This window comes from Mesorhizobium sp. CA16 (assembly GCF_020165175.1).
Lineage (GTDB): Bacteria > Pseudomonadota > Alphaproteobacteria > Rhizobiales > Rhizobiaceae > Mesorhizobium.
The window spans coordinates 1-17,841 of record NZ_JAIUHP010000026.1; the positions used below are offsets into that span (position 1 = coordinate 1).

The following is a 17,841-nucleotide window of genomic DNA, read 5'->3' on the forward strand; positions in this document are numbered from 1 at the left end:
GCCGTGCCAACGCCGTTGCCGAACGCCACAAAGCCACCGCCACTGCTTACCGCCCCGCCGTTCGAAATCGTTAGCGCTCCGGTGCCGGAGCCGCCGATTAAAAGCTCCAAGCCGGCGGTCCAGGTCGAGCCGGCGCCGCTTACCGTTACCGCGCCAGCAGAACCTAAGGAAAAGCCAATATAGCCTGAGTCGCCACTCACCCCACCGCCGTTCAAGACGTTCAGCGTGCCAGCGCCAGCAGACCCGACAGCGAGACTCAAGCTGTTTGTCCAGGTCGAGCCCGTGCCATCCACGGTCACCGCACCGATCGAGCCCGCTTGCGCGCCAATAGTTCCAGAGTCATTACTGACTGTGCCACCGTTCGAAATCGTCAGCGTGCCCGTGCCGAATTCGCCGACATCAAGGTCGCCGGTGTTGGTCCAGGTCGAGCCAGCGCCGTCGACCGTCGCCGTGCCAACGCCGTTGCCGAACGCCACAAAGCCACCGCCACTGCTTACCGCCCCGCCGTTCGAAATCGTTAGCGCACCGGTGCCGGAGCCGCCGACCAGAAGCTCCAAGCCGGCGGTCCAGGTCGAGCCCAGGCCGCTTACCGTCACAGCGCCAGCAGAACCTAAGGAAAAGCCAACATAGCCCGAGTCGCTAGTCACCCCAGCGCCGTTCGAGACATTCAGCGTGCCAGCGCCGGCATAGCCGACAGTGAGGCTCAAGTTGCTGGTCCAGGTCGAGCCGGCACCGTCGACGAACACCATGCCGGTCGAGCCGGCATTCGCGCCAATAACCCCAGAGCCGTTGCTGACGGCGCCGTGCGAGATCCCCAGCGTGCCCGTGCCCAAATCGCCGACGGTCAGCGATCCGCTGTTTGTCCAAGTAGAGCCCGCGTTGTCGACAAACACCATACCGGTCGAGCCTGCCTCCGCGCCAATAGTCCCAGAGACATTGTTGACCGTGCCGCCATGCGAGATCGCCAAGGTGCCTGTGCCTTGGTTGCCGACGAACAGGTCGAAATTGTTTGTCCAGCTCGAGCCTGAGCCATCGACGAACACCGTGCCGGTCGAGCCCGCCGAGTTGCCGACGTAGGCCGTGTCGTTGCTGACGGCGCCGCCTTGGCTGATCGCCAGGGCGCCTTTACCGAAATCGCCCACAATCAGCTTGGAGCTGTTTGTCCAGGTCGAACCGGCGCCATCGACCGTCGCCGTGCCGGTGGAGCCTTCATGCCAACCAATCGTACCGATCGCGGTGGTGGCTGAACCGGCGTTGGTGATTGTCAGATGGCCAATGCCGTTGTCGCCCACGGTCAGCGAGCCGCTGTTGGTCCAGGTGGAGCCGGCGCCGTCGATCGAGACCGTGCCGTTCGAAGCAATGCCCTTGCCGATGGACCCATCGGTGTCGCTGACCGTTCCGCCATTGGAAATGTTGAGCGTGCCGGTGCCGAAACGCGCAACCGCCAAGGTTGAGCTGTTGGTCCAGGTCGAACCCGCGCCGTCGACGGACAGGACCGCAACGGCGTCGTCGCTGTCGCCCAGGATGCCTCCTACATTGCTGATCAAGCCACCATTGAGAATGGAGACCGTCCCGGTGCCTTCGGCCCCGACATAGAAATCGTCGGCATGCAGCCATGCCGATCCCGCGCCGTCCACCATGACCGTACCGGTAGAGCCTGCGAATCGGGCAACGGCCCCTTGTGAATCACTGAGAGTTCCGCCGTTGGTGATTGTCAGCAAACCGACGTCACCGGCATTCCTCCCCACGAAAACCACGAGCCCGTTGGCGCTAAGCCCGCTTATCACGGTGGGGTTCGGCGTGAGCGTGCCGAGCGTAACCCAAGTAGCTGCGTCGGGCACCCCATTCGGAGTCCAGTTGCCGGGATCGGACCAATCGCTTGACGTTGCGCCGCTCCAGACCGCGTCCGCCGCCGCTGCCGGCAGCATCGCTCCCGCGGTGGCGATCATCAGCGCGAGCGAACTGACGCTGGCCATATGCTGAGGATTGCGTAAAGGATTGAGGTAACTCGTCAGCGCGGTCGAAGTTGGCGTGGCCTTGCGGCCGGCAAATGTATTCCGCAGCATTCAATCCCCTGAGATGACTGTTGTTTCGCCCTGAGGTCGATATGTCATTGGAGCCAGATACTGTCTTGGGCGGGACAGCACCGGAATTGGACTGGAGAGAAGTGCCATGGACTTTCTGCGCGTCGTGGTGGTTCTGCATCATCGATCGCGTTAGCGTCGCCCATTGCCTCGGCGCAGAGGGAACCTGAATCGCGTCGCCTGGCCATTGCCGGAGCCGTCCGCATCTATCTGGCGCTCGTCGGCGTGTAGCCGAAGCGACGGCGGAAGCAGCGATTGAAGTAGGACACGTCGCTGAAACCGCTCATCATCGCAATTTCGCTGACCCGCATACCGTCTTTGTGTCTTTGGGCGAGCATCTTATGTGCGCTTTGCAAGCGCAGCTCGAGCACACGCTCGGAGAAGCTGATACCCGTCTCCTGGAGGATGTCGTGGATATAGCGCGTCGACAGACGGAGTTCCTTTGCGATGCCCTGCGCGGAGATTTCTGGATCGGTGAAGCCGCTGCGAATTTTAGTCAGAATCGCTTGCGTCCGTACCGCACGTAGACCTCGCGCGTCCGCATTGTCGTCCGCCGTCACAGGTGCGGTAGGGGAAGCGGTGGCGGCGATCAGATCGGCAATATGATCGGCCACGAACTGCATGGTCAGTTGAGACTCGGCTTCTTTCTCATGGGCCAGAACGCCGACATAGGCACGAACAAGGGCGTTGATCATCATGGAGCTAGACACGGCCGTCATCAGGCGATCCTCAAACCCTGCACATCGCTGATGCACGCGTTCGCGATCGGTCTGCACGGCGATCAGGCCGCATTGTCCGTCGCTCACTCGGATGATTGACGGAGCGCTCTGCTCGACAAGAACGGACGCGCCTGGACTCAGATCGACGCTCCTTCCCGACTGGTCGACGCTGAGCGCGGAGTGTCCGGCATTGAGAAGCAACACGACATTGTTGGTACTCTGGGCCACAATGTCTTCAGTGGTTCTCGATATCGATTTGACAGTGCCGTGGATCGTGCCCACCGAAACGTCGCAAGTTCGAACAATCCTGAGTTCGCCTTCGAACGATCTGCCGACGGCCGGATCGGCACGCAGACGGGCGTAACCGGATGACAGCGTTGAGATCCACTGCTCTTTCTGGATTTGTTCGCCGCCGATCAGGTCGCTGGAATTGTAGATAATCCTGTGCAAGCATCCCTCATACTGCAAGCACGTTCCCCTGCCTGCATCGTAACAGCATCAAGACCTCAACCGGCGAGCCGATGAAAACACCGTCTTTCGTGACAAGGAAGCGCCCGCTAAAACCCGCAGTCTCAAAAAAATCGAACGCGACACTTTCCATTCCAGGAGTTACCAGCAACATTGAGCGGTCGGCGTTCAGCTGATTGAGCCCCTTAATCGAGCCCACCACGCTTGGCGTCACCCGAAAGTATGACGCCAGCAAAATCCTCCAGGCGGGATCGGTGTCCTTGCACCGGGCCGCTGTCAAAGTGCTGGTTTCATTTTTGCCCGCCATCCATCCTGTGAGGGGCGGGGCATGCCTGGATTAGGAGAAACGGTGGAAAGGCTTAGCAGCGAAGTCCTTTATTCGATTATCGGTGAAATTTATGATTGCGTTTTGAATCCGGAAGGCTGGACCGGAGTGATGACCCGGATCACCGAAGCTGTAGACGCTGCCTATACCACTGTCGCGCTGGCCAGCACTGCTGACAATCAGGGCCGTTTCGCGGCTCAATCAGCTTGGGATCCGGTGCAAATGCGCGCGCTCCAGGAGGATTATGACTTTGACGAAATTCCCGGATTGAAGGCCGCGGTCATTGGCGACATCGACACGCCTGTTGCGACGCTGTCGCATATGAGCGAGGCCGAGCTCCAGCAAACGCCGTTCTTCCAGAATTGGGCCGGACCGCAGGGATTGCGCGAGGCTTGCATCACCAAATTCGTTCACACGCCGGACCGGATTGGTCTCATGGGCTGCACCACGCGTGCCAACAGGGGTATCATAACCGTTGAAGAGCAGCGGTTCCTGGCATTGCTCTCGCCGCATCTGCGTCGCGCTTCCCTGATTGGAGATCTGCTCGATCAGACCCGCATTACCGCCAATTTCTATCGCGAAGCGCTCGACCATCTCGCCGTGCCTATCGTTTTTGCCGGCGCCGACGGAGCAATCCTCCATGCGAATGGGGCTGCCGACCGGATGTTTTCCGGGCAGGGTCCCATTCTTTCCAGGAAGGGCCTGCTCCAACCGCAGAATCCGGTGGTCGCCCGCGCTTTGGCGGAAGCATTAGCCAGCGCTGCCGGCGCAGATGCTTCGCTTGGCTCTCGCGGCATAGGGCTGCCCGTTTCAGCGCCGGGTCAACCGCCCGCCGTAGCCTATGTGTTGCCGCTGACCGAAGGAACTGCGCGCGCGGCTTTCCGGCCCGCCTGCGCTGCCGTCTTCGTATCGACCACGACGTCCTCTTCTCCGCTGCCGGAGGCCGTTCTCACGACGCTGTTCGATCTTACTCCCGCGGAGGCACGGGTCCTCCTGCGGATCGGCAGCGGATTGCCCGCGTCCAGGAGCGCCTCGTTGCTCGGCATCAGTGAAAACACGTTGAAGACCCATCTCAACCGGATATTCGCCAAGACCGGCACGAGGCGCCAAGCAGATCTCGTCAAACTGATTTCGGACATAGGCATGCCTTTCGTAACTGATCAGGCTGCCGCCCGCCGCTGAGCTGGCCGCGCCGAATTCCTCGTCGGCGCCGGGCGGTGCCAGGTAGAGTCTCACCCAACCGTTGCGTCCAGACCGGCAATCGACTGAGGCTGTATGGCCACACCGACCGGGAAAGCGTTGCGGCGCTCTCCAGGACAATTCAGGTGCGGTCCAGCCCAAGACGTCGCTGGCGAACAATGCAAAACCTCGACGACACCCGGATCGCCGCCGAGCATTTCGCGGCTGGGGAAGCAACATTGGGATAGCAAACAGTGAAAACGGTTCTTCTCGCCACGGCCTTCATTCTCGCGCCTGTCGGCATCGCGTCGGCGGCGGACATCAATGAAACCTTGCCCGTTGCCGCCGACTACGACTGGTCCGGCCTCTATGCTGGCGCTCACTTCGGTTACGTAGCGGCAAACTCCGATCTTACCGTCTTCAACTATGGCGGCGGGAGTGCCGATGTTGTCACCCCCATGGATTCGGACGGTTTTATTGGCGGCGTCCATATCGGCTTCAATCAGGAAATGGCAAACCGCTTCGTGCTCGGTGCCGAGGCTGACCTTGCGTACAGCAATGCAGAGGGACTGACGATGTTCGCCGGCGGCAGCACGTTGCTCAAGAGCGAACTCAAATGGTCGGGCTCGGCGCGGCTGCGGGCTGGCTATGCCTTCGATCGGACATTGCCTTACATCACTGGAGGCGTAGCAGCGGCAAAGTACGAAATCACCGGGACTACCGGCAGCGACAGCACGCTACTCCACGACGAAACCCATGTCGGCTGGACGGTTGGAGTTGGCATTGAGCACGCCTTCACCGAGAGGTGGATCGCTCGGGTCGAATATCGCTACTCCGACTTCGGCACTAAGGATCTCTCGGCATCGGATGGTATCAACACGGTGGCGGATGTCGATCTCCAGACGCACGATCTGCGGGTCGGCCTCAGCTACAAGTTCTGATCTGACAGACCGAACAAATCCCGGCCTCGCGCCGGGGTTTTGCTCGTGTCGTAAAGGCATTCACGCCGCCGACGCGGGCCGAGAAGATGATGCCGCGCGCTCGGCCCGTCGGCGCGACACCTGCCGCCGGCCAGGGCGGAGGCCGTCCCTGGCGTCGACCTCAGATCAGCTTCTCCAGCGTGATCGGCAGATCCCGCACCCTTTTCCCTGTCGCGTGGAACACTGCGTTGGCAATCGCCGGCGCGATGCCGACGATTGCCAGTTCGCCCACGCCCTTGCCCCCAAGGGCGGAGGAGTGCGGGTCGGGGATGCCGACCGAGATGGTCTGGATGTCTGGGATATCGGCATTGGTCGGCAGCATGTAGTCGGCGAAATTGCCGTTGACGATGCGGCCGTGGCGACGGTCGATGATGCCTTCCTCGAGCAGCGCCTGGCCGATGCCCATGATGATGCCCCCCTTCCACTGGCTTTCCGCCAGCTTCGGGTTGTAGAGCCGGCCTGAATCCAGCGCCGACACCACGCGCGACACGCGCACCGTGCCGAAATCCTCGTCGACGCGCACCTCGACGAAATGCGCGCACCAGGAATGGCGCGAATAGTCGCCCTCGGTGTGCGGGATCGACATGGCTATAGTGGTGTAGTTCTTGTAGCGCTCTTCCGGCGTCGTGCTGGCCGGCAGCGTGTCGCCCTTGGCTTCGATTTGGTCGCGGCCGATCGCCATCATGAAGTCAGCGATCGACAGGTCCGGCCCTTCGCCGCGCGGCGAGGCGATGCGGCCGTCCCTCACTTGCAGCGTGTTCGCCTGCAGCTGCTGGAACGGCGAGCGCGGGTCGGAAAGCGCCAGCCCGATCAGCTCGTCCAGCGCCTGGCCTGCCGCCTTGTGGACGGCGCCGGTCATGACGCCGGCAAGTCGCGAGCCGCCGGTGACGCCGGCGCGGGCGAAATGCGAGTCGCCGAGCTTCACCGACACCCGCTCCACCGGCACGCCAAGCGTCTCGGCGGCGGTCTGCGCCAGGATCGTGTAAGTGCCTTGGCCCATGTCGATAGACGAGCTTTCGACTTCGACCGAACCGTCGGAAAGCAGCTTCACCACCGCCTCGCCATGCGCGCGTCGCACCGGATAGGTGCCCGCCGCGACACCCCAGCCGATGAGCTGGCGGCCGTCGCGCATCGAGCGCGGCGCGTTGCTGCGCTTCGCCCAGCCGAACGCTTCCGCGCCGGCGGCAAAGGCCTCGCGCAACTGGCGTGTCGACCACGCCTTCTTCGCATGCGGGTCCTGCTCGGCATAATTGATCAGCCGCATCTCCAGCGGATCGATACCGAGCTCATAGGCAAGCTCGTCGATGGCGCTTTCGATACCGAAGGCGCTCGGGTTCTCGCCCGGCGCGCGTTTTGCGCCCGGCACCACCGTATTGACCCGCACCACATTCTGCTTCGAGGAGAAGTTGGGCGTGGCATACATGATCGAGGTGACCGACCCGAGCGGCTCAACCCACATGCCGTCGACCGCCGTCTCGTTGACGCCGCGATGCACGATCGATTGGATTTTGCCATCCCTGTCGGCGCCGATCGCAACGGTCTGACGCGTCGCCGCGCGACCGCCATAGGACGTAAAATTTTGCGGGCGGGTGAGCACCAGCTTCACCGGCCGGTCGAGCATCCTGGCGGCAGCCGCCGCCACCGCGCTGTGCGCCAGGGCCAGCGCCTTGGAGCCGAAACCGCCGCCGATATAGGGCGAGACCAGCCGCACATTCTCGAACGGCAGGCCGAACCACTCGGCATAGGTGCGCGCCATGCCATCGAGCCATTGGCTGGGCTCCCAGATGGTCAGCTCGTCGCCTTCCCAGCGCGCGATCAGCCCATGCGGCTCCATCGCGGCTTGGAATTCGCGCGGCGTGTTGTAGGCCGCGCAGATGCGCACAGGCGCTTCGGCGAAGGCGGCTTCAGCGTCGCCCCATTCCTTGGTCATGGCGTCGATCGGGATGCCGTCGCCCGCCTTGCCGTCGCTCAGGTCGACGATGGCCGGCGTCTCGTCATACCACACCTTGACCAGCGCCGCGGCGGCGACCGCCTGCTCGAATGTCTCGGCCACCACCGCCGCGACATGCTGGCCGGAAAAGGTGACCTCGCGCACGAGCGGCGCGTAGGTCGGCTGCGACGGCGGGTTGCCGAGCCAGTCCGATGCGCCCCTCAATTCCATGATGGTGTCGGGCGTCAGCACGGCGAGCACGCCGGGCGCGGTCTCGGCCGCGCGGGCGTCGATCGCCGTCACCTTGCCGGCGGCAATCGTTGCGCCGACCAGCACCGCATGCGTCAGCCCTTCGAGCTGCTGCTCGAAGGCATATTTCGCTGCGCCCGTGATCTTGGCCGGGCCGTCGACGCGCGACAGCCGCCCGCCGACCGCTTCGAGACGCGCGCTGTCGGACGCGGCGTGTTTCATGTCATGAACGGTCATGCCGTCTCTCCCAATTTGAGGATGGCGCGCGCGATCACGCGCGGCGCCAGCGCGATCTTGTAGTGGTTGGCGCCATGATCGACGGCGCCCTCCATGGCGAGCTCGCTCGCCTTGCGGATCGTGGCTTCGTCGAGCGGCGTGCCTTTCAGCGCCTCTTCGACGGCGCGCGCCCGCCACGGTTTCGTGGCGACGCCGCCAAGCGCGACGCGGATGTCGCGCACGGTGCGGCCGTCGCCTTCAAGCTCCAGTCCGACCGCCGCGCTTGCCGCAGCGAACTCATAGGACTGGCGGTCGCGCACCTTGATGTAGGTCGAGCGTCTGGCCGCGGCCGAGCCTGGGATCTCTATTGCGGTGATCACTTCGCCGGGGCGGATGTCGTGCTCCTGCTCGGCGGTGGCGCCCGGCGCAAGGAAGAAGTCCTCGACCTTCAGCTTGCGCCCGCCAAGATCGACCTCGGCGTCGAAGGCGACGAGCGCCACGGCGAGATCGCCCGGATAGGTGGCGATGCAGGCCTCGCTGACGCCGAGTACCGCATGGCTGCGCGTCGCCCCGCCGATCGCCGAGCAGCCGCTGCCGGGCGCGCGCTTGTTGCAGGCCGGGAAGTTTTGCGGATCGCGGAAATAGGGGCAGCGCGTGCGCTGCATCAGGTTGCCGCCGATGGTCGCCATGTTGCGCAACTGAGCAGAGGCCGCCTGCCACAGGGCTTCCGATACGGCCGGGAAGCAGCTCTTCACGGAGTTGTGGTCAGCGACATGGCTCATCCTGGCCAGCGCGCCGATCACGGCGCGGTCGGCGGTGACATCGATGGCGTTGAGCCCTTCGATGTGGCTGATGTCGATGACGGTCGAGGGTTCGGCGACGCCGCATTTGGCGAGGTCGATGAGCGTGGTGCCGCCTGCAAGCAGCATGGCGCCGGGAAGAGCGGCGGCATTGCGCGCGGCCTCGACGCTGTCGGCGCGTAGATAGGAAAAATCTCTCACGAGCGCAGCTCCTGTTCGGCTTGGCGAATGGCGGCGACGATGTGCGGATAGGCGCCGCAGCGACACAGGTTGCCGGCCATGTATTCGCGGATCTCCTCGTCGGAGCCGGCATGGCCCTCGCGGATGCAGGCCACCGCCGACATGATCTGTCCCGGCGTGCAATAGCCGCACTGGAAGGCGTCCTGCTCGAGGAACGCGGCCTGCACGGCATGCAGCGTGCCGTCCTCGCCGGCAAGGCCCTCGATAGTGGTGATCGAGCGCCCTTCGACTTGGGCCGCGAGCGTCAGGCAGGCCAGCACGCGCTCGCCGTCGACGTGCACGGTGCAGGCGCCGCACTGGCCCTGGTCGCAGCCTTTCTTGGTGCCGGTGAGGTGGAGCCGTTCGCGCAGCGCATCGAGGAGCGTCACGCGCGGTTCGATTTCCAGCGCTTGGGTCCGGCCATTGATGGTGAGATTGAGGGAAAGGGTGGTGGGACTGATGGTGACTTGGTCATTCATGGGGCGTCGGGCTCCGATTGCTGGACGCTTGAGCGGATGGAAATGGGGCTTGGGAGGACAGGGGCAAGGCGTGGAAGCTGCCAATCTCCCCCCTCGTGGGGGAGATGCCCGGCAGGGCAGAGGGGGGCGCGAAGGAACGAGGCGTTTTGCGATTTATGTTCGCGAAGAGAAATCTGCCGGAAGGGAGCGCTTGTTATCGATTGATATGACGGCGGGACAGCACCCCCCTCTGTCCTGCCGGACCCCGCAAGGGGGGAGATCAGCAGCCTCATCGCCGCGCTCCACCAACCAGGGTGCGCTTCCCGTCCTTCTCTACGTGACATACCGCTTCCCCTGGTTATATGATAAAAGCACTCCACAAAAACGGAGGCGCCTCCGTTTATTTACGTGGGGACTGGCCGGTCATGGTTCAACCCCCATATTGCGTTCGGTGGAGAAAAAAGTGCCTGACCGGGAAATGACCGCTGGAGCGAAGCGCGACGCGCAGGCGCCAAAGCCGCTGCGCGCCGATGCGCAACGCAACCGCGACAGGCTGGTCGAGGCGGCGGCGCAGGCTTTCGCCACCGATGGCGTCGACGCCTCGCTGGAGGAGATCGCCAGGCGGGCAGGGGTCGGCATCGGCACGCTTTATCGCCATTTCCCAACCCGCGAGCATCTGGTCGAGGTCGTCTATCGCCGCGAGGTGGAAGGACTTTGCCACGCCGCCGAGGAACTCGCCCGGGAGCACACTGCCGATGTCGCATTGGAGCTCTGGATGCAGCGCTTCGTCGACTATATCGCCACCAAGCGCGGCCTCGCCACCAGCCTGCGCCTGTTGCTCACCACCAACTCGACGCTGTTCTCCGACACGTCCGGCCGCGTCTCAGGCGCTATGCGAAGCCTGATCGAGGCCGCCGCCGCCTCGGGAAAAATCCGCGCCGACGTCGACGCCTCCGATGTGATGCATGCGCTGGGCGGCATCTACTCGGCGCCGAACACGCCAGACTGGCGCGAGCGGTCGGGGCGGCTGGTGAAGCTCTTGATGGATGGGCTGCGGTTCGGGGCGAGGGGCTGAGGCGCGGGAACTGCTAATCTCCCCCCTCGTGGGGGAGATGTCCGGCAGGACAGAGGGGGGCGCCGTAGAGTAGAAACGTTGGTGACCCAACCCTTAGCCTGGTTGCGACCATGCCGCATACACCTCTTCCGCCCACACATCGCAACAACGCGAAATCTATGCGCAAGGTCATGACCGACGCAGAGTTGAAGCTTTGGAATGAGCTTCGTGCCCATCGGCTGATGGCCTGGGTTTCCGAAGGCAGTCCCGATAGCTGGTTTTATTGTCGACTTCGCCTGTCCGGAGAAGAAGCTGGTCGTAGAAGTCGATGGCTCGCAGCATAGTGATGCAGGCCGTGCTAATGCCGACGAGATCAAAACCAAGCGCTTGGAGCAAGATGGCTGGATCGTTCCGTTCTACGTTTCTGGAATGACGACGTCATCCGTAACATCGACAACGTGTGCCAGCATATTGTTATAACGGCGGGACTGGCATCGGCGACCTGAGACGCTGGCGGGACAGCGCCCCCCTCTGTCCTGCCGGACATCTCCCCCACGAGGGGGGAGATCAGCAGCTTCGGCGCCGCGCCATCTTCCCTCTCCCTGACTGGCATTCCCCGACCCGTGGCCTACATAGTCGGCACCACCCTCCCTTCCAAAAGGAACCTCCCATGCCCGAACAGGTCAAATTGAACGACGGCGCCACCATCCCGCAGATCGGGCTGGGCGTCTGGCAGGTCGATCCGGAGATCACGGCCAAGGTTGTGCGCTGGGGCATCGAGGCCGGCTACCGGCTGATCGACACCGCCGAGGGTTATCGCAACGAGGAAGGCGTCGGCGAGGCGATCCGTGCTGCCGGCGTCCCGCGCGCCGAGCTGTTCATTACCTCCAAGCTGCGCAACGGCGCGCACCAGCGTGACGCGGCGCTGCGCGCCTTCGACGATACGATGCAGAAGCTGGGCATTGACCAGATCGACCTGTTCCTCATCCACTGGCCGGTGCCCAGCCAGAACAAATATGTCGAGGCCTGGAAGACGCTGGTCGAACTGCGGGAGGCCGGCCGTATCAAGTCTGTCGGCGTCTCGAACTTCAACCAGGACCATCTGGAGCGCATCATCGGCGAGACCGGCGTGACGCCGGTCGTCAACCAGATCGAATTGCATCCGCGCTTCCAGCAGCGTGACAAGCGCGATTTTCACGCCAGGCACAACATCCGTATCGAGAGCTGGAGCCCGCTGGGCAGCGGCCGGCTGCTGGCCGATCCGACGCTGGAGAAGATCGCGAAGAAGCACGGCAAGTCGGTGGCGCAGGTCATCATCCGCTGGCACCTGCAGGAGGGGCTGGTCGTCATTCCGAAGTCGATCCACCGGGAGCGCATCGCCGGCAATTTCGACATCTTCGGCTTCGAGCTGGACGCGGACGACATGCAGACCGTTCACGGTCTGGATTCGGCCGACGGCCGGACGGGACCCGATCCGGCCACGGCGGCGTTCCTGTTCTGAGGACTGCGCCCCTTTTGGCGCGGCGTCGGAACCGCCAATCTCCCCACGGATGGGGAAATGAGCAGTTCTGCCGACGACATGCCGCCGCTCATCCGGTGAGCGCAGAGATGGTCTTTCGGGATATCGATCCGGTGACGAAGCTTCGTATCTCGTCAACCAGACTGTCGCAATCTTCACCCCAGATCACGTGGTCTCTGCCGGCCAGCTCGACGTATCTGGCGCCTTGGATGTGGGTTGCCAAGTAACGCCCTTCCTCTGGGCGCACCCAGCGATCGCCCGTCCTCTGCACGATCAGCGTCGGCACGCGGATCGCCGGCAGGATGTCGCGAACGTCGACTTCGGTACCCCAGCGCCAGAGCGCGATTGCATCGGCGGGCGAGGCCGAATTCCTGAGATAGGCGGCGAACCATTCGCGTTCGACCATGTTTTCGGTCAGGCTCGGCGCTGCGTTGCTCATGTCGGCTGGCTTGCCCCATTGTCTCTCGACGGCCGCTACGTCGTCGTCCACCTGCGCCACAGTTCTGGCCCACGGATACTCTTTTGACCAAGTGCCCTTGGCGTAGGTTCCGTTAAGCACCAGCGCGGACGTACGCTCGGGATAGGTGGCGGCGAAAAGCATGCACATCGGACCGCCCTCCGAGCTGCCGAACAGCACCGCTCGTGTGGAGCCGACTGCGTCCAGCACCGCACGCACATCCTCCATGCGCTCTTCCAGCGTCGGCAGGCCGACATTGCGGTCGGATAGACCGGTGCCGCGTTTGTCGAATCGGATCAGGCGTGAAAAGGTGCCGAGCCGCTTGAGCACATGCGCGAAGCGCGGCGAGCCCCAGGCAAGGTCGAGATTGGAGACCCAGCCGGGCACGTATATGAGGTCAATCGGCCCTTCGCCGGTCACCTGATAGGCGATGTTGATTCCTGCCGATTTGACGTAGTGGGTGGTCGGCGGCATCGGCTCGCCGCCGGAAAGGCTCCCATCGGCATTTGCCCCCGAACCGGCCGCCGGCGCGGCGGCCGCAACCAGACGTGTCGAGTGAGGCGATGAACTCATCCGGCGTGTCCGCAGAGCCTCGTACAGTTGGCGCGTCTCCAATTCTGGCTGCAGCCCAAGATCTCTCTCCAGCGCCTCACGGCAGAGCTCATACTGTTTAAGAGCAAGGTTGATGCGGCCCTGCGCGGCATAGGCCCTCATCAATGCCCGGTGGATATCTTCGCGCAGAGGCTCCATTGCGAGCAGTCGCGCAGCCGTCCGCGCACAGGATGAAAGGTCGTTCGACGCGCTGTAATGCGCCACCAGCCTGTCCAGCGCTGCAACCGCGATCGTTCTCAGGCGCTCGCGTTCAATTCGAAGCCAATCTTCGAACGGCTCCTCTTTCACGCCAAGACCGTCGAGCAGGTCGCCGCGGTAGACGACGAGTGCCTGCTCGAGGTGTTCGGGCGAGGATCCTGTCGCAAGCGTCTCGAACCGGGCGACATCGAAGTCGATCTCGTCGAGATACAGGCCGACACTGGCGCCGTCTGTCAGAAACCGTCCGCTGCCGCACTTATGCATGGCCTTTCGGATGGCCGAAACGGCTTGCCTGAGGCTCATCCGGGCCTGGGTTTCGCCATTCAGGCTCCAGAGCAGGGCGGCCAGCTTCTCGCGCGATTGTGCCTGTCCGGCTTGCAGCGCGAGATAGGCCATCATCGCCCGTGCCTTGCGGCTCAAGGTTGGAGCAGCCGCGCCAGTACCGGCGAGATCAAATCCGCCCAGAAGATAAAGATGAGGCCCTTTCATTGAGTTCGGCCCCGGCCACGATTATGGCAATTCTTTCGCTTCGCCCCTGGTAATTCAACCGCTATCTGTCCCAAGCGGTCTTTTTCACGTTTCGATCACGCTGCCATCTCCAGCTTTATCACGGTCGCGCCAGAGAGTTGGCCGAACCTGAAACGTGGGAGAACCTCAATGCTGCCATTCAGCCCGACCGACTGGCCCTTCCGGCAAGATGACAGTTTCTACCGGCTCCAAGGCCTACCCGCAATTTTTCGTCACGACATCGCCCAGGCGCGGTACTTGGAGCAGCAGTTAGCGCAACGGTTGCCCGGTGCTCCCAGGATAAGTCTACCAATGCTCGTGAGCAGGCTTTTTGCCGTGGCAGCGTCGGCCCGTGCAGCGCTCTCTCGCCGGCATGCCGGGCGAGGACCCGCCTCCTTTCGGCTTTGAAAGCCGGCCTTCCGAGCCACGGCGGGCTTGACCTTAAATTCCCTCCCCGTCCACCAGCGGCACGTCATCTCCCTCCCACGGGCTGGGCATTGTCCCGCGTCCTGCGGTCGGCAGCGGCATCCAGCATCTGAGTTCCGGTTCTGCATATTCGACGATGCGGCCGGGCGAGGAGTCCGACGCCCGCCAGCCTTCCTCGCCGAACTGGTCGGCGCGCGACCAGTAGGCCATGTCCACCTCGGCCGGTCCCTGCTCGGAGGAACGCACCGTCACCAGGATGCGGCTGCCGTCCCGCGGCGCGCTCGCCATATTGCGCCACTGTTCGGTCTCGTCCATGCGATCTCCTCCTGCTGAACCAATTCCAGAAAACCGGCCGTCGCAATAGTCGCCGCCCGCCGGGAAGGGGTCAACCCGAACTTGGAGCGCGACAGGCAATTCATTCACAGCTAATATGTCATTGGCCGCAATCGGACAGACGACGATGGATGATGGATTGCTGTCTCCGGTGACCCGTCTCGGGCCGGTCCATCTCAAGGTGACCGACGTGCCGGCGGCCTTGAATGTTTGGCGCGACGCGCTTGGGTTGGCGCTGCTTGGCGAGGACGCCACCATGGCGAAGCTTGGCGCCGGCGGCCGGACGCTGATCGTGCTCCATGCCGGCGCGGAGGCACCGCTGCCGCAGAAGGCGCGCGATCTCTTCCACGTCGCCATCCATATCACCAGCCGCCGCGATCTCGCGCATACGGCCGCCCGCCTCAAGGCATCTGGCCTACGGTTCAGCGCCCAGGATCACCTGGTTTCGGAATCGCTTTATGTCTCCGACCCCTCCGGTAACGGCATCGAGATCTGCTTCGACACGCCGCAGCGCTTGCTGCGCCGCAACGTGTCGCCCAATGGCCGCGTGACTCTGATTGCCACCGACGGCAGCGGGCATTCGGGGCTCGAGCCGCTGGACGTATCGGGCTTGCTGCGCGACCTCGGCAATTCCGGCCATATCGAGCCGAAGATGGCGCAGGAAGCCTTTATCGGCCACATCCATTTGCGCGCCCGCGCGCCCGAGATGCTGATGAAATTCTATCTCGGGGTGCTCGGCTTCCGGCCGCATATCCAGTCCCGGACTTTCGGCATGTTCGACTGCGGCACGGCGCGCCGCGCCCATATGGTGGCCTTCAACATCTGGGCGCGCGACGAGCTGCGCGAGCCGCCGCCGGGTGCAGCCGGCCTCGACCATTTCACCATCGAGCTTGGCTCCGCGCAGGAGCTCGCCGCCGTGGAGCGCAGGCTCGAAGCGGCCGACATACCGGTGAAAAGGGACGGTCGCATTATCTCGACCGCCGATCCGGAAGGCAACCGCCTGCGGCTCGTGGTCCAGGGAGATTGATCGCAACGAAGGAGGAGGGGAAATGTCGCTCAAGGTGATTGGAACCGGCTTCGGCCGGACCGGGACGGATTCGATGCGCGAGGCGCTGACCATGCTGGGTTTCGGCCCTTGCCATCATATGTCGGAGGTGATGGCGCATGAGGAGCAGAAGCTGCTCTGGCGGGCGCTGGCCAAGGGCGCCGCGCCCGACTGGGACAAGCTCTTTGCTGGTTATAAATCCTGCGTCGACTGGCCCTCGGCGCATTACTGGCGCGAGCTGATCGAAATCTATCCGCAGGCGCGCGTCATCCTGACCTGGCGCTCGCCTGAAAGCTGGTGGGAGAGTTTCGAAAAAACCATCCTGCCGGCGATCGTCGGCAGCACGGACCAGGAGTCGCTCGGCATCTCGCTCATTTCGAAACAGGCTTTTGACGGCCGCCCGCAGGATCGCGCCCACGCGATCGCGATCTATCGGGACAATGTCGAGGCGGTGCTGAGTACCGTGCCGGCCGAACGTCTGCTGGTCCACAAGCTCGGCGACGGCTGGCCCCCGCTTTGCGCCCATCTAGGCGTTCCCGTGCCGGAAGAGCCTTATCCCGCCCGCAATTCGACCCAGGAGTTTCGGACGGCGCTGTCGCTGTAGGTGAGGGAGTAGGGGAGTAGGTCAAGAGTCTCAGGCCACGTAGACGCCGCGAACTCCCATCGCAAACTTACTCCCTACTCACTACTCCCCTCCCTCACACATGCACGTCGCCGAAGGACAGCTCGCCGTCATCGGCGCGGACCAGGAACGCCGCGGCGAGCAGCGCGAGGTAGCAGCCGGCCACGCCGCACACGACGACGACGCCGGGGATTGGGCCGAGCGTCGCCACCCGGAACGTGTCGACGAGCGAGGCGCCGAAGCCGAGGGGAGAGCCTTCGCGCGACAGGCTCGGCGTGGTGATCTTCAGGATCCAGGCAAGCAGCAGGATCGTGTACATGAAGATGTAGTTGCGGCGCAGCCGGCGGATCAGCGCCGCGCGCTGCGTGATCAGGAAACGCGGCGAGCGCAGGCCTTCGCCGAGGATCGCGAGCCAGTTGGAAGCATAGTCCGGCTGCGGCGAAAAGATCTGCGCGAAGTAGTAGCGCTCGAATTGCCGCACACGGGCGCGGTAGACGTCGAAGAAGCGGTAGCGCCTCGCCTCGATCCACAACAGCAGCGTGATCAGGAGCATGGCGAACAAAAGGACGCCATGATGCGCGCTGGGCGTCGACAGCGATACCGACAGCATCGCCGCCACCACCGTGATCGCCCAGTTGCTGGTGCGGTCGAGCCGGTCGCGCCAGCCCGCCATGCGCGCGATCTCGGCGCGATGGAAATGCGACAGCGTCGTGGTGAATTCAGGGGAGCTGAGCTTCAGCGCCAGCGTGTCGGAAGCGCGCGGCGGCGCGGCCTTCTCGGTGGATCTTGCCGGCGCAGCTGTCTCTGTCGGCCTTGCCACAGCTGCATCTGTGGATTTTGCGGCATTCGTCTGGGACATTCTGCCGGGCGCCTCCCACCGCCATGGCCGGTCCTCGCCTTGACATCGACCGGCCACACCCCTGTCGCTTCAACGTGCGGCCGGCCGGAATGTTCCCGCCTTTTCAGGCAGATAAGTCAGGTTGCAAGCGGGGGACACCACCATTCGCGCGCCGTGGAAAGGGCAGCACATCGGCCATCGGCCTGGCATGCTGGGCTGCCGCCACTGCCTCGATCACAAGGTCGAGCGCCGCAAGCGCCGCGCGGCTCGTTTCATCGTCGCCGCGCAGGTAGTGGCAGGCCCGGTCGAGGTGCAGGTGGGCGGCGGCAAAGTCGCTTTTCATTAGCTTCTCCTTATTGCCCGCCACGGCGCGAACATCGCCGAGTCGCTTTACCGGGAAGCAAAAATCCGCGGCGGCATTTGATTAGAATTGTAGGAAACGGCGCCCGAACTGCTGATCTCCCCCTTGTGGAGGGCAGAGGGGCGCCGTCTTGCTGCATGTCGCACGCCGGACCTGCAGATGTTAACGCTTCTGGCTGTGAAGCCGCGTTCCTTCGCGCCCCCCTCTGTCCTGCCGGACATCTCCCCCACGAGGGGGGAGAT

The 17,841-nt window shown here is 63.7% G+C and carries 15 protein-coding genes and 2 pseudogenes; 7 read left to right on the top strand and 10 right to left on the bottom strand.

Annotation, left to right across the window (positions count from 1 at the left end; all coding sequences use genetic code 11):
* From LB525_RS26030 to LB525_RS26040, 3 genes and pseudogenes are all read right to left on the bottom strand, one after another.
* A pseudogene (locus LB525_RS26030) lies at positions 1-2,066 on the bottom strand (autotransporter outer membrane beta-barrel domain-containing protein); the annotation flags it as partial.
* A 224-nt stretch (positions 2,067-2,290) separates the two neighbouring features.
* Positions 2,291-3,253: an AraC family transcriptional regulator gene (locus LB525_RS26035; protein WP_224548906.1), complete on the bottom strand. Its 963-nt coding sequence runs from the start codon at positions 3,251-3,253 to the stop codon at positions 2,291-2,293.
* Between the two features lie 7 nt (positions 3,254-3,260).
* Positions 3,261-3,578: a hypothetical protein gene (locus LB525_RS26040; RefSeq protein WP_224548908.1), complete on the bottom strand. Its 318-nt coding sequence runs from the start codon at positions 3,576-3,578 to the stop codon at positions 3,261-3,263.
* A 42-nt stretch (positions 3,579-3,620) separates the two neighbouring features.
* Here LB525_RS26040 and LB525_RS26045 point away from each other — a divergent pair, with 42 nt between their 5' ends.
* Together LB525_RS26045 and LB525_RS26050 are read left to right on the top strand one after the other, a co-directional pair.
* Positions 3,621-4,778, top strand: coding sequence for a helix-turn-helix transcriptional regulator (locus LB525_RS26045; protein WP_224548910.1), 1,158 nt, complete (start codon positions 3,621-3,623; stop codon positions 4,776-4,778).
* A gap of 251 nt (positions 4,779-5,029) precedes the next feature.
* Entirely contained in the window at positions 5,030-5,716 is a 687-nt protein-coding gene (locus LB525_RS26050; RefSeq protein WP_224548912.1) for an outer membrane protein, read from the top strand.
* Between the two features lie 160 nt (positions 5,717-5,876).
* On the opposite strand, the gene LB525_RS26055 is transcribed toward LB525_RS26050, so the two are convergent.
* From LB525_RS26055 to LB525_RS26065, 3 genes are read right to left on the bottom strand one after another with little or no spacing between them, the layout of a single operon-like run.
* Complete coding sequence (locus tag LB525_RS26055) at positions 5,877-8,171, bottom strand: xanthine dehydrogenase family protein molybdopterin-binding subunit (RefSeq protein WP_224548914.1); 2,295 nt, start codon at positions 8,169-8,171, stop codon at positions 5,877-5,879.
* Positions 8,168-9,151 carry an FAD binding domain-containing protein gene (locus tag LB525_RS26060; RefSeq protein WP_224548915.1) on the bottom strand — a complete coding sequence of 328 codons (984 nt, stop codon included), beginning with the start codon at positions 9,149-9,151 and terminating at the stop codon, positions 8,168-8,170. Before LB525_RS26060 ends, LB525_RS26055 begins: the two co-directional genes overlap by 4 nt.
* Positions 9,148-9,648: a (2Fe-2S)-binding protein gene (locus LB525_RS26065; protein WP_224548917.1), complete on the bottom strand. Its 501-nt coding sequence runs from the start codon at positions 9,646-9,648 to the stop codon at positions 9,148-9,150. Before LB525_RS26065 ends, LB525_RS26060 begins: the two co-directional genes overlap by 4 nt.
* A gap of 457 nt (positions 9,649-10,105) precedes the next feature.
* Between LB525_RS26065 and LB525_RS26070 the strand changes: the two genes are divergently transcribed.
* From LB525_RS26070 to LB525_RS26080, 3 genes and pseudogenes are all read left to right on the top strand, one after another.
* Positions 10,106-10,702, top strand: coding sequence for a TetR/AcrR family transcriptional regulator (locus LB525_RS26070; RefSeq protein ID WP_224548993.1), 597 nt, complete (start codon positions 10,106-10,108; stop codon positions 10,700-10,702).
* Between the two features lie 110 nt (positions 10,703-10,812).
* Positions 10,813-11,187: pseudogene (locus tag LB525_RS26075) on the top strand (endonuclease domain-containing protein).
* Positions 11,188-11,351: 164 nt separating this feature from the next.
* On the top strand, positions 11,352-12,182 hold the full coding sequence (locus LB525_RS26080; protein WP_224548919.1) for an aldo/keto reductase: 831 nt from the start codon (positions 11,352-11,354) through the stop codon (positions 12,180-12,182).
* 88 nt (positions 12,183-12,270) lie between these two features.
* On the opposite strand, the gene LB525_RS26085 is transcribed toward LB525_RS26080, so the two are convergent.
* Positions 12,271-13,866, bottom strand: coding sequence for an alpha/beta fold hydrolase (locus LB525_RS26085; RefSeq protein WP_224548921.1), 1,596 nt, complete (start codon positions 13,864-13,866; stop codon positions 12,271-12,273).
* 549 nt (positions 13,867-14,415) lie between these two features.
* Positions 14,416-14,715, bottom strand: coding sequence for a hypothetical protein (locus LB525_RS26090; RefSeq protein WP_095768322.1), 300 nt, complete (start codon positions 14,713-14,715; stop codon positions 14,416-14,418).
* A 145-nt stretch (positions 14,716-14,860) separates the two neighbouring features.
* Here LB525_RS26090 and LB525_RS26095 point away from each other — a divergent pair, with 145 nt between their 5' ends.
* Complete coding sequence (locus tag LB525_RS26095) at positions 14,861-15,760, top strand: VOC family protein (RefSeq protein ID WP_224529514.1); 900 nt, start codon at positions 14,861-14,863, stop codon at positions 15,758-15,760.
* A gap of 22 nt (positions 15,761-15,782) precedes the next feature.
* Entirely contained in the window at positions 15,783-16,382 is a 600-nt protein-coding gene (locus LB525_RS26100) for a sulfotransferase family protein (RefSeq protein ID WP_224548923.1), read from the top strand.
* 94 nt (positions 16,383-16,476) lie between these two features.
* Here the strand turns inward: LB525_RS26100 and LB525_RS26105 are convergent, their stop codons facing one another.
* Complete coding sequence (locus LB525_RS26105) at positions 16,477-17,259, bottom strand: DUF2270 domain-containing protein (RefSeq protein ID WP_224548926.1); 783 nt, start codon at positions 17,257-17,259, stop codon at positions 16,477-16,479.
* Positions 17,260-17,362: 103 nt separating this feature from the next.
* The gene (locus LB525_RS26110) at positions 17,363-17,581 is read right to left on the bottom strand and encodes a hypothetical protein (protein ID WP_224548928.1); all 219 of its coding nucleotides are present in this window, start codon (positions 17,579-17,581) and stop codon (positions 17,363-17,365) included.
* Positions 17,582-17,841 lie beyond the last annotated feature (260 nt).

What these genes read in the sequence shown, in the direction of transcription:
- LB525_RS26040 (WP_224548908.1), bottom strand. Translation starts at nt 3,578, where the DNA reads ATGGCGGGCAAAAATGAAACCAGCACTTTGACAGCGGCCCGGTGCAAG.
- LB525_RS26055 (WP_224548914.1), bottom strand. Translation starts at nt 8,171, where the DNA reads ATGACCGTTCATGACATGAAACACGCCGCGTCCGACAGCGCGCGTCTC.
- LB525_RS26065 (WP_224548917.1), bottom strand. Translation starts at nt 9,648, where the DNA reads ATGAATGACCAAGTCACCATCAGTCCCACCACCCTTTCCCTCAATCTC.
- LB525_RS26070 (WP_224548993.1), top strand. Translation starts at nt 10,106, where the DNA reads ATGACCGCTGGAGCGAAGCGCGACGCGCAGGCGCCAAAGCCGCTGCGC.
- LB525_RS26080 (WP_224548919.1), top strand. Translation starts at nt 11,352, where the DNA reads ATGCCCGAACAGGTCAAATTGAACGACGGCGCCACCATCCCGCAGATC.
- LB525_RS26085 (WP_224548921.1), bottom strand. Translation starts at nt 13,866, where the DNA reads ATGATGGCCTATCTCGCGCTGCAAGCCGGACAGGCACAATCGCGCGAG.
- LB525_RS26090 (WP_095768322.1), bottom strand. Translation starts at nt 14,715, where the DNA reads ATGGACGAGACCGAACAGTGGCGCAATATGGCGAGCGCGCCGCGGGAC.
- LB525_RS26095 (WP_224529514.1), top strand. Translation starts at nt 14,861, where the DNA reads ATGGATGATGGATTGCTGTCTCCGGTGACCCGTCTCGGGCCGGTCCAT.
- LB525_RS26100 (WP_224548923.1), top strand. Translation starts at nt 15,783, where the DNA reads ATGTCGCTCAAGGTGATTGGAACCGGCTTCGGCCGGACCGGGACGGAT.
- LB525_RS26105 (WP_224548926.1), bottom strand. Translation starts at nt 17,259, where the DNA reads ATGTCCCAGACGAATGCCGCAAAATCCACAGATGCAGCTGTGGCAAGG.
- LB525_RS26110 (WP_224548928.1), bottom strand. Translation starts at nt 17,581, where the DNA reads ATGAAAAGCGACTTTGCCGCCGCCCACCTGCACCTCGACCGGGCCTGC.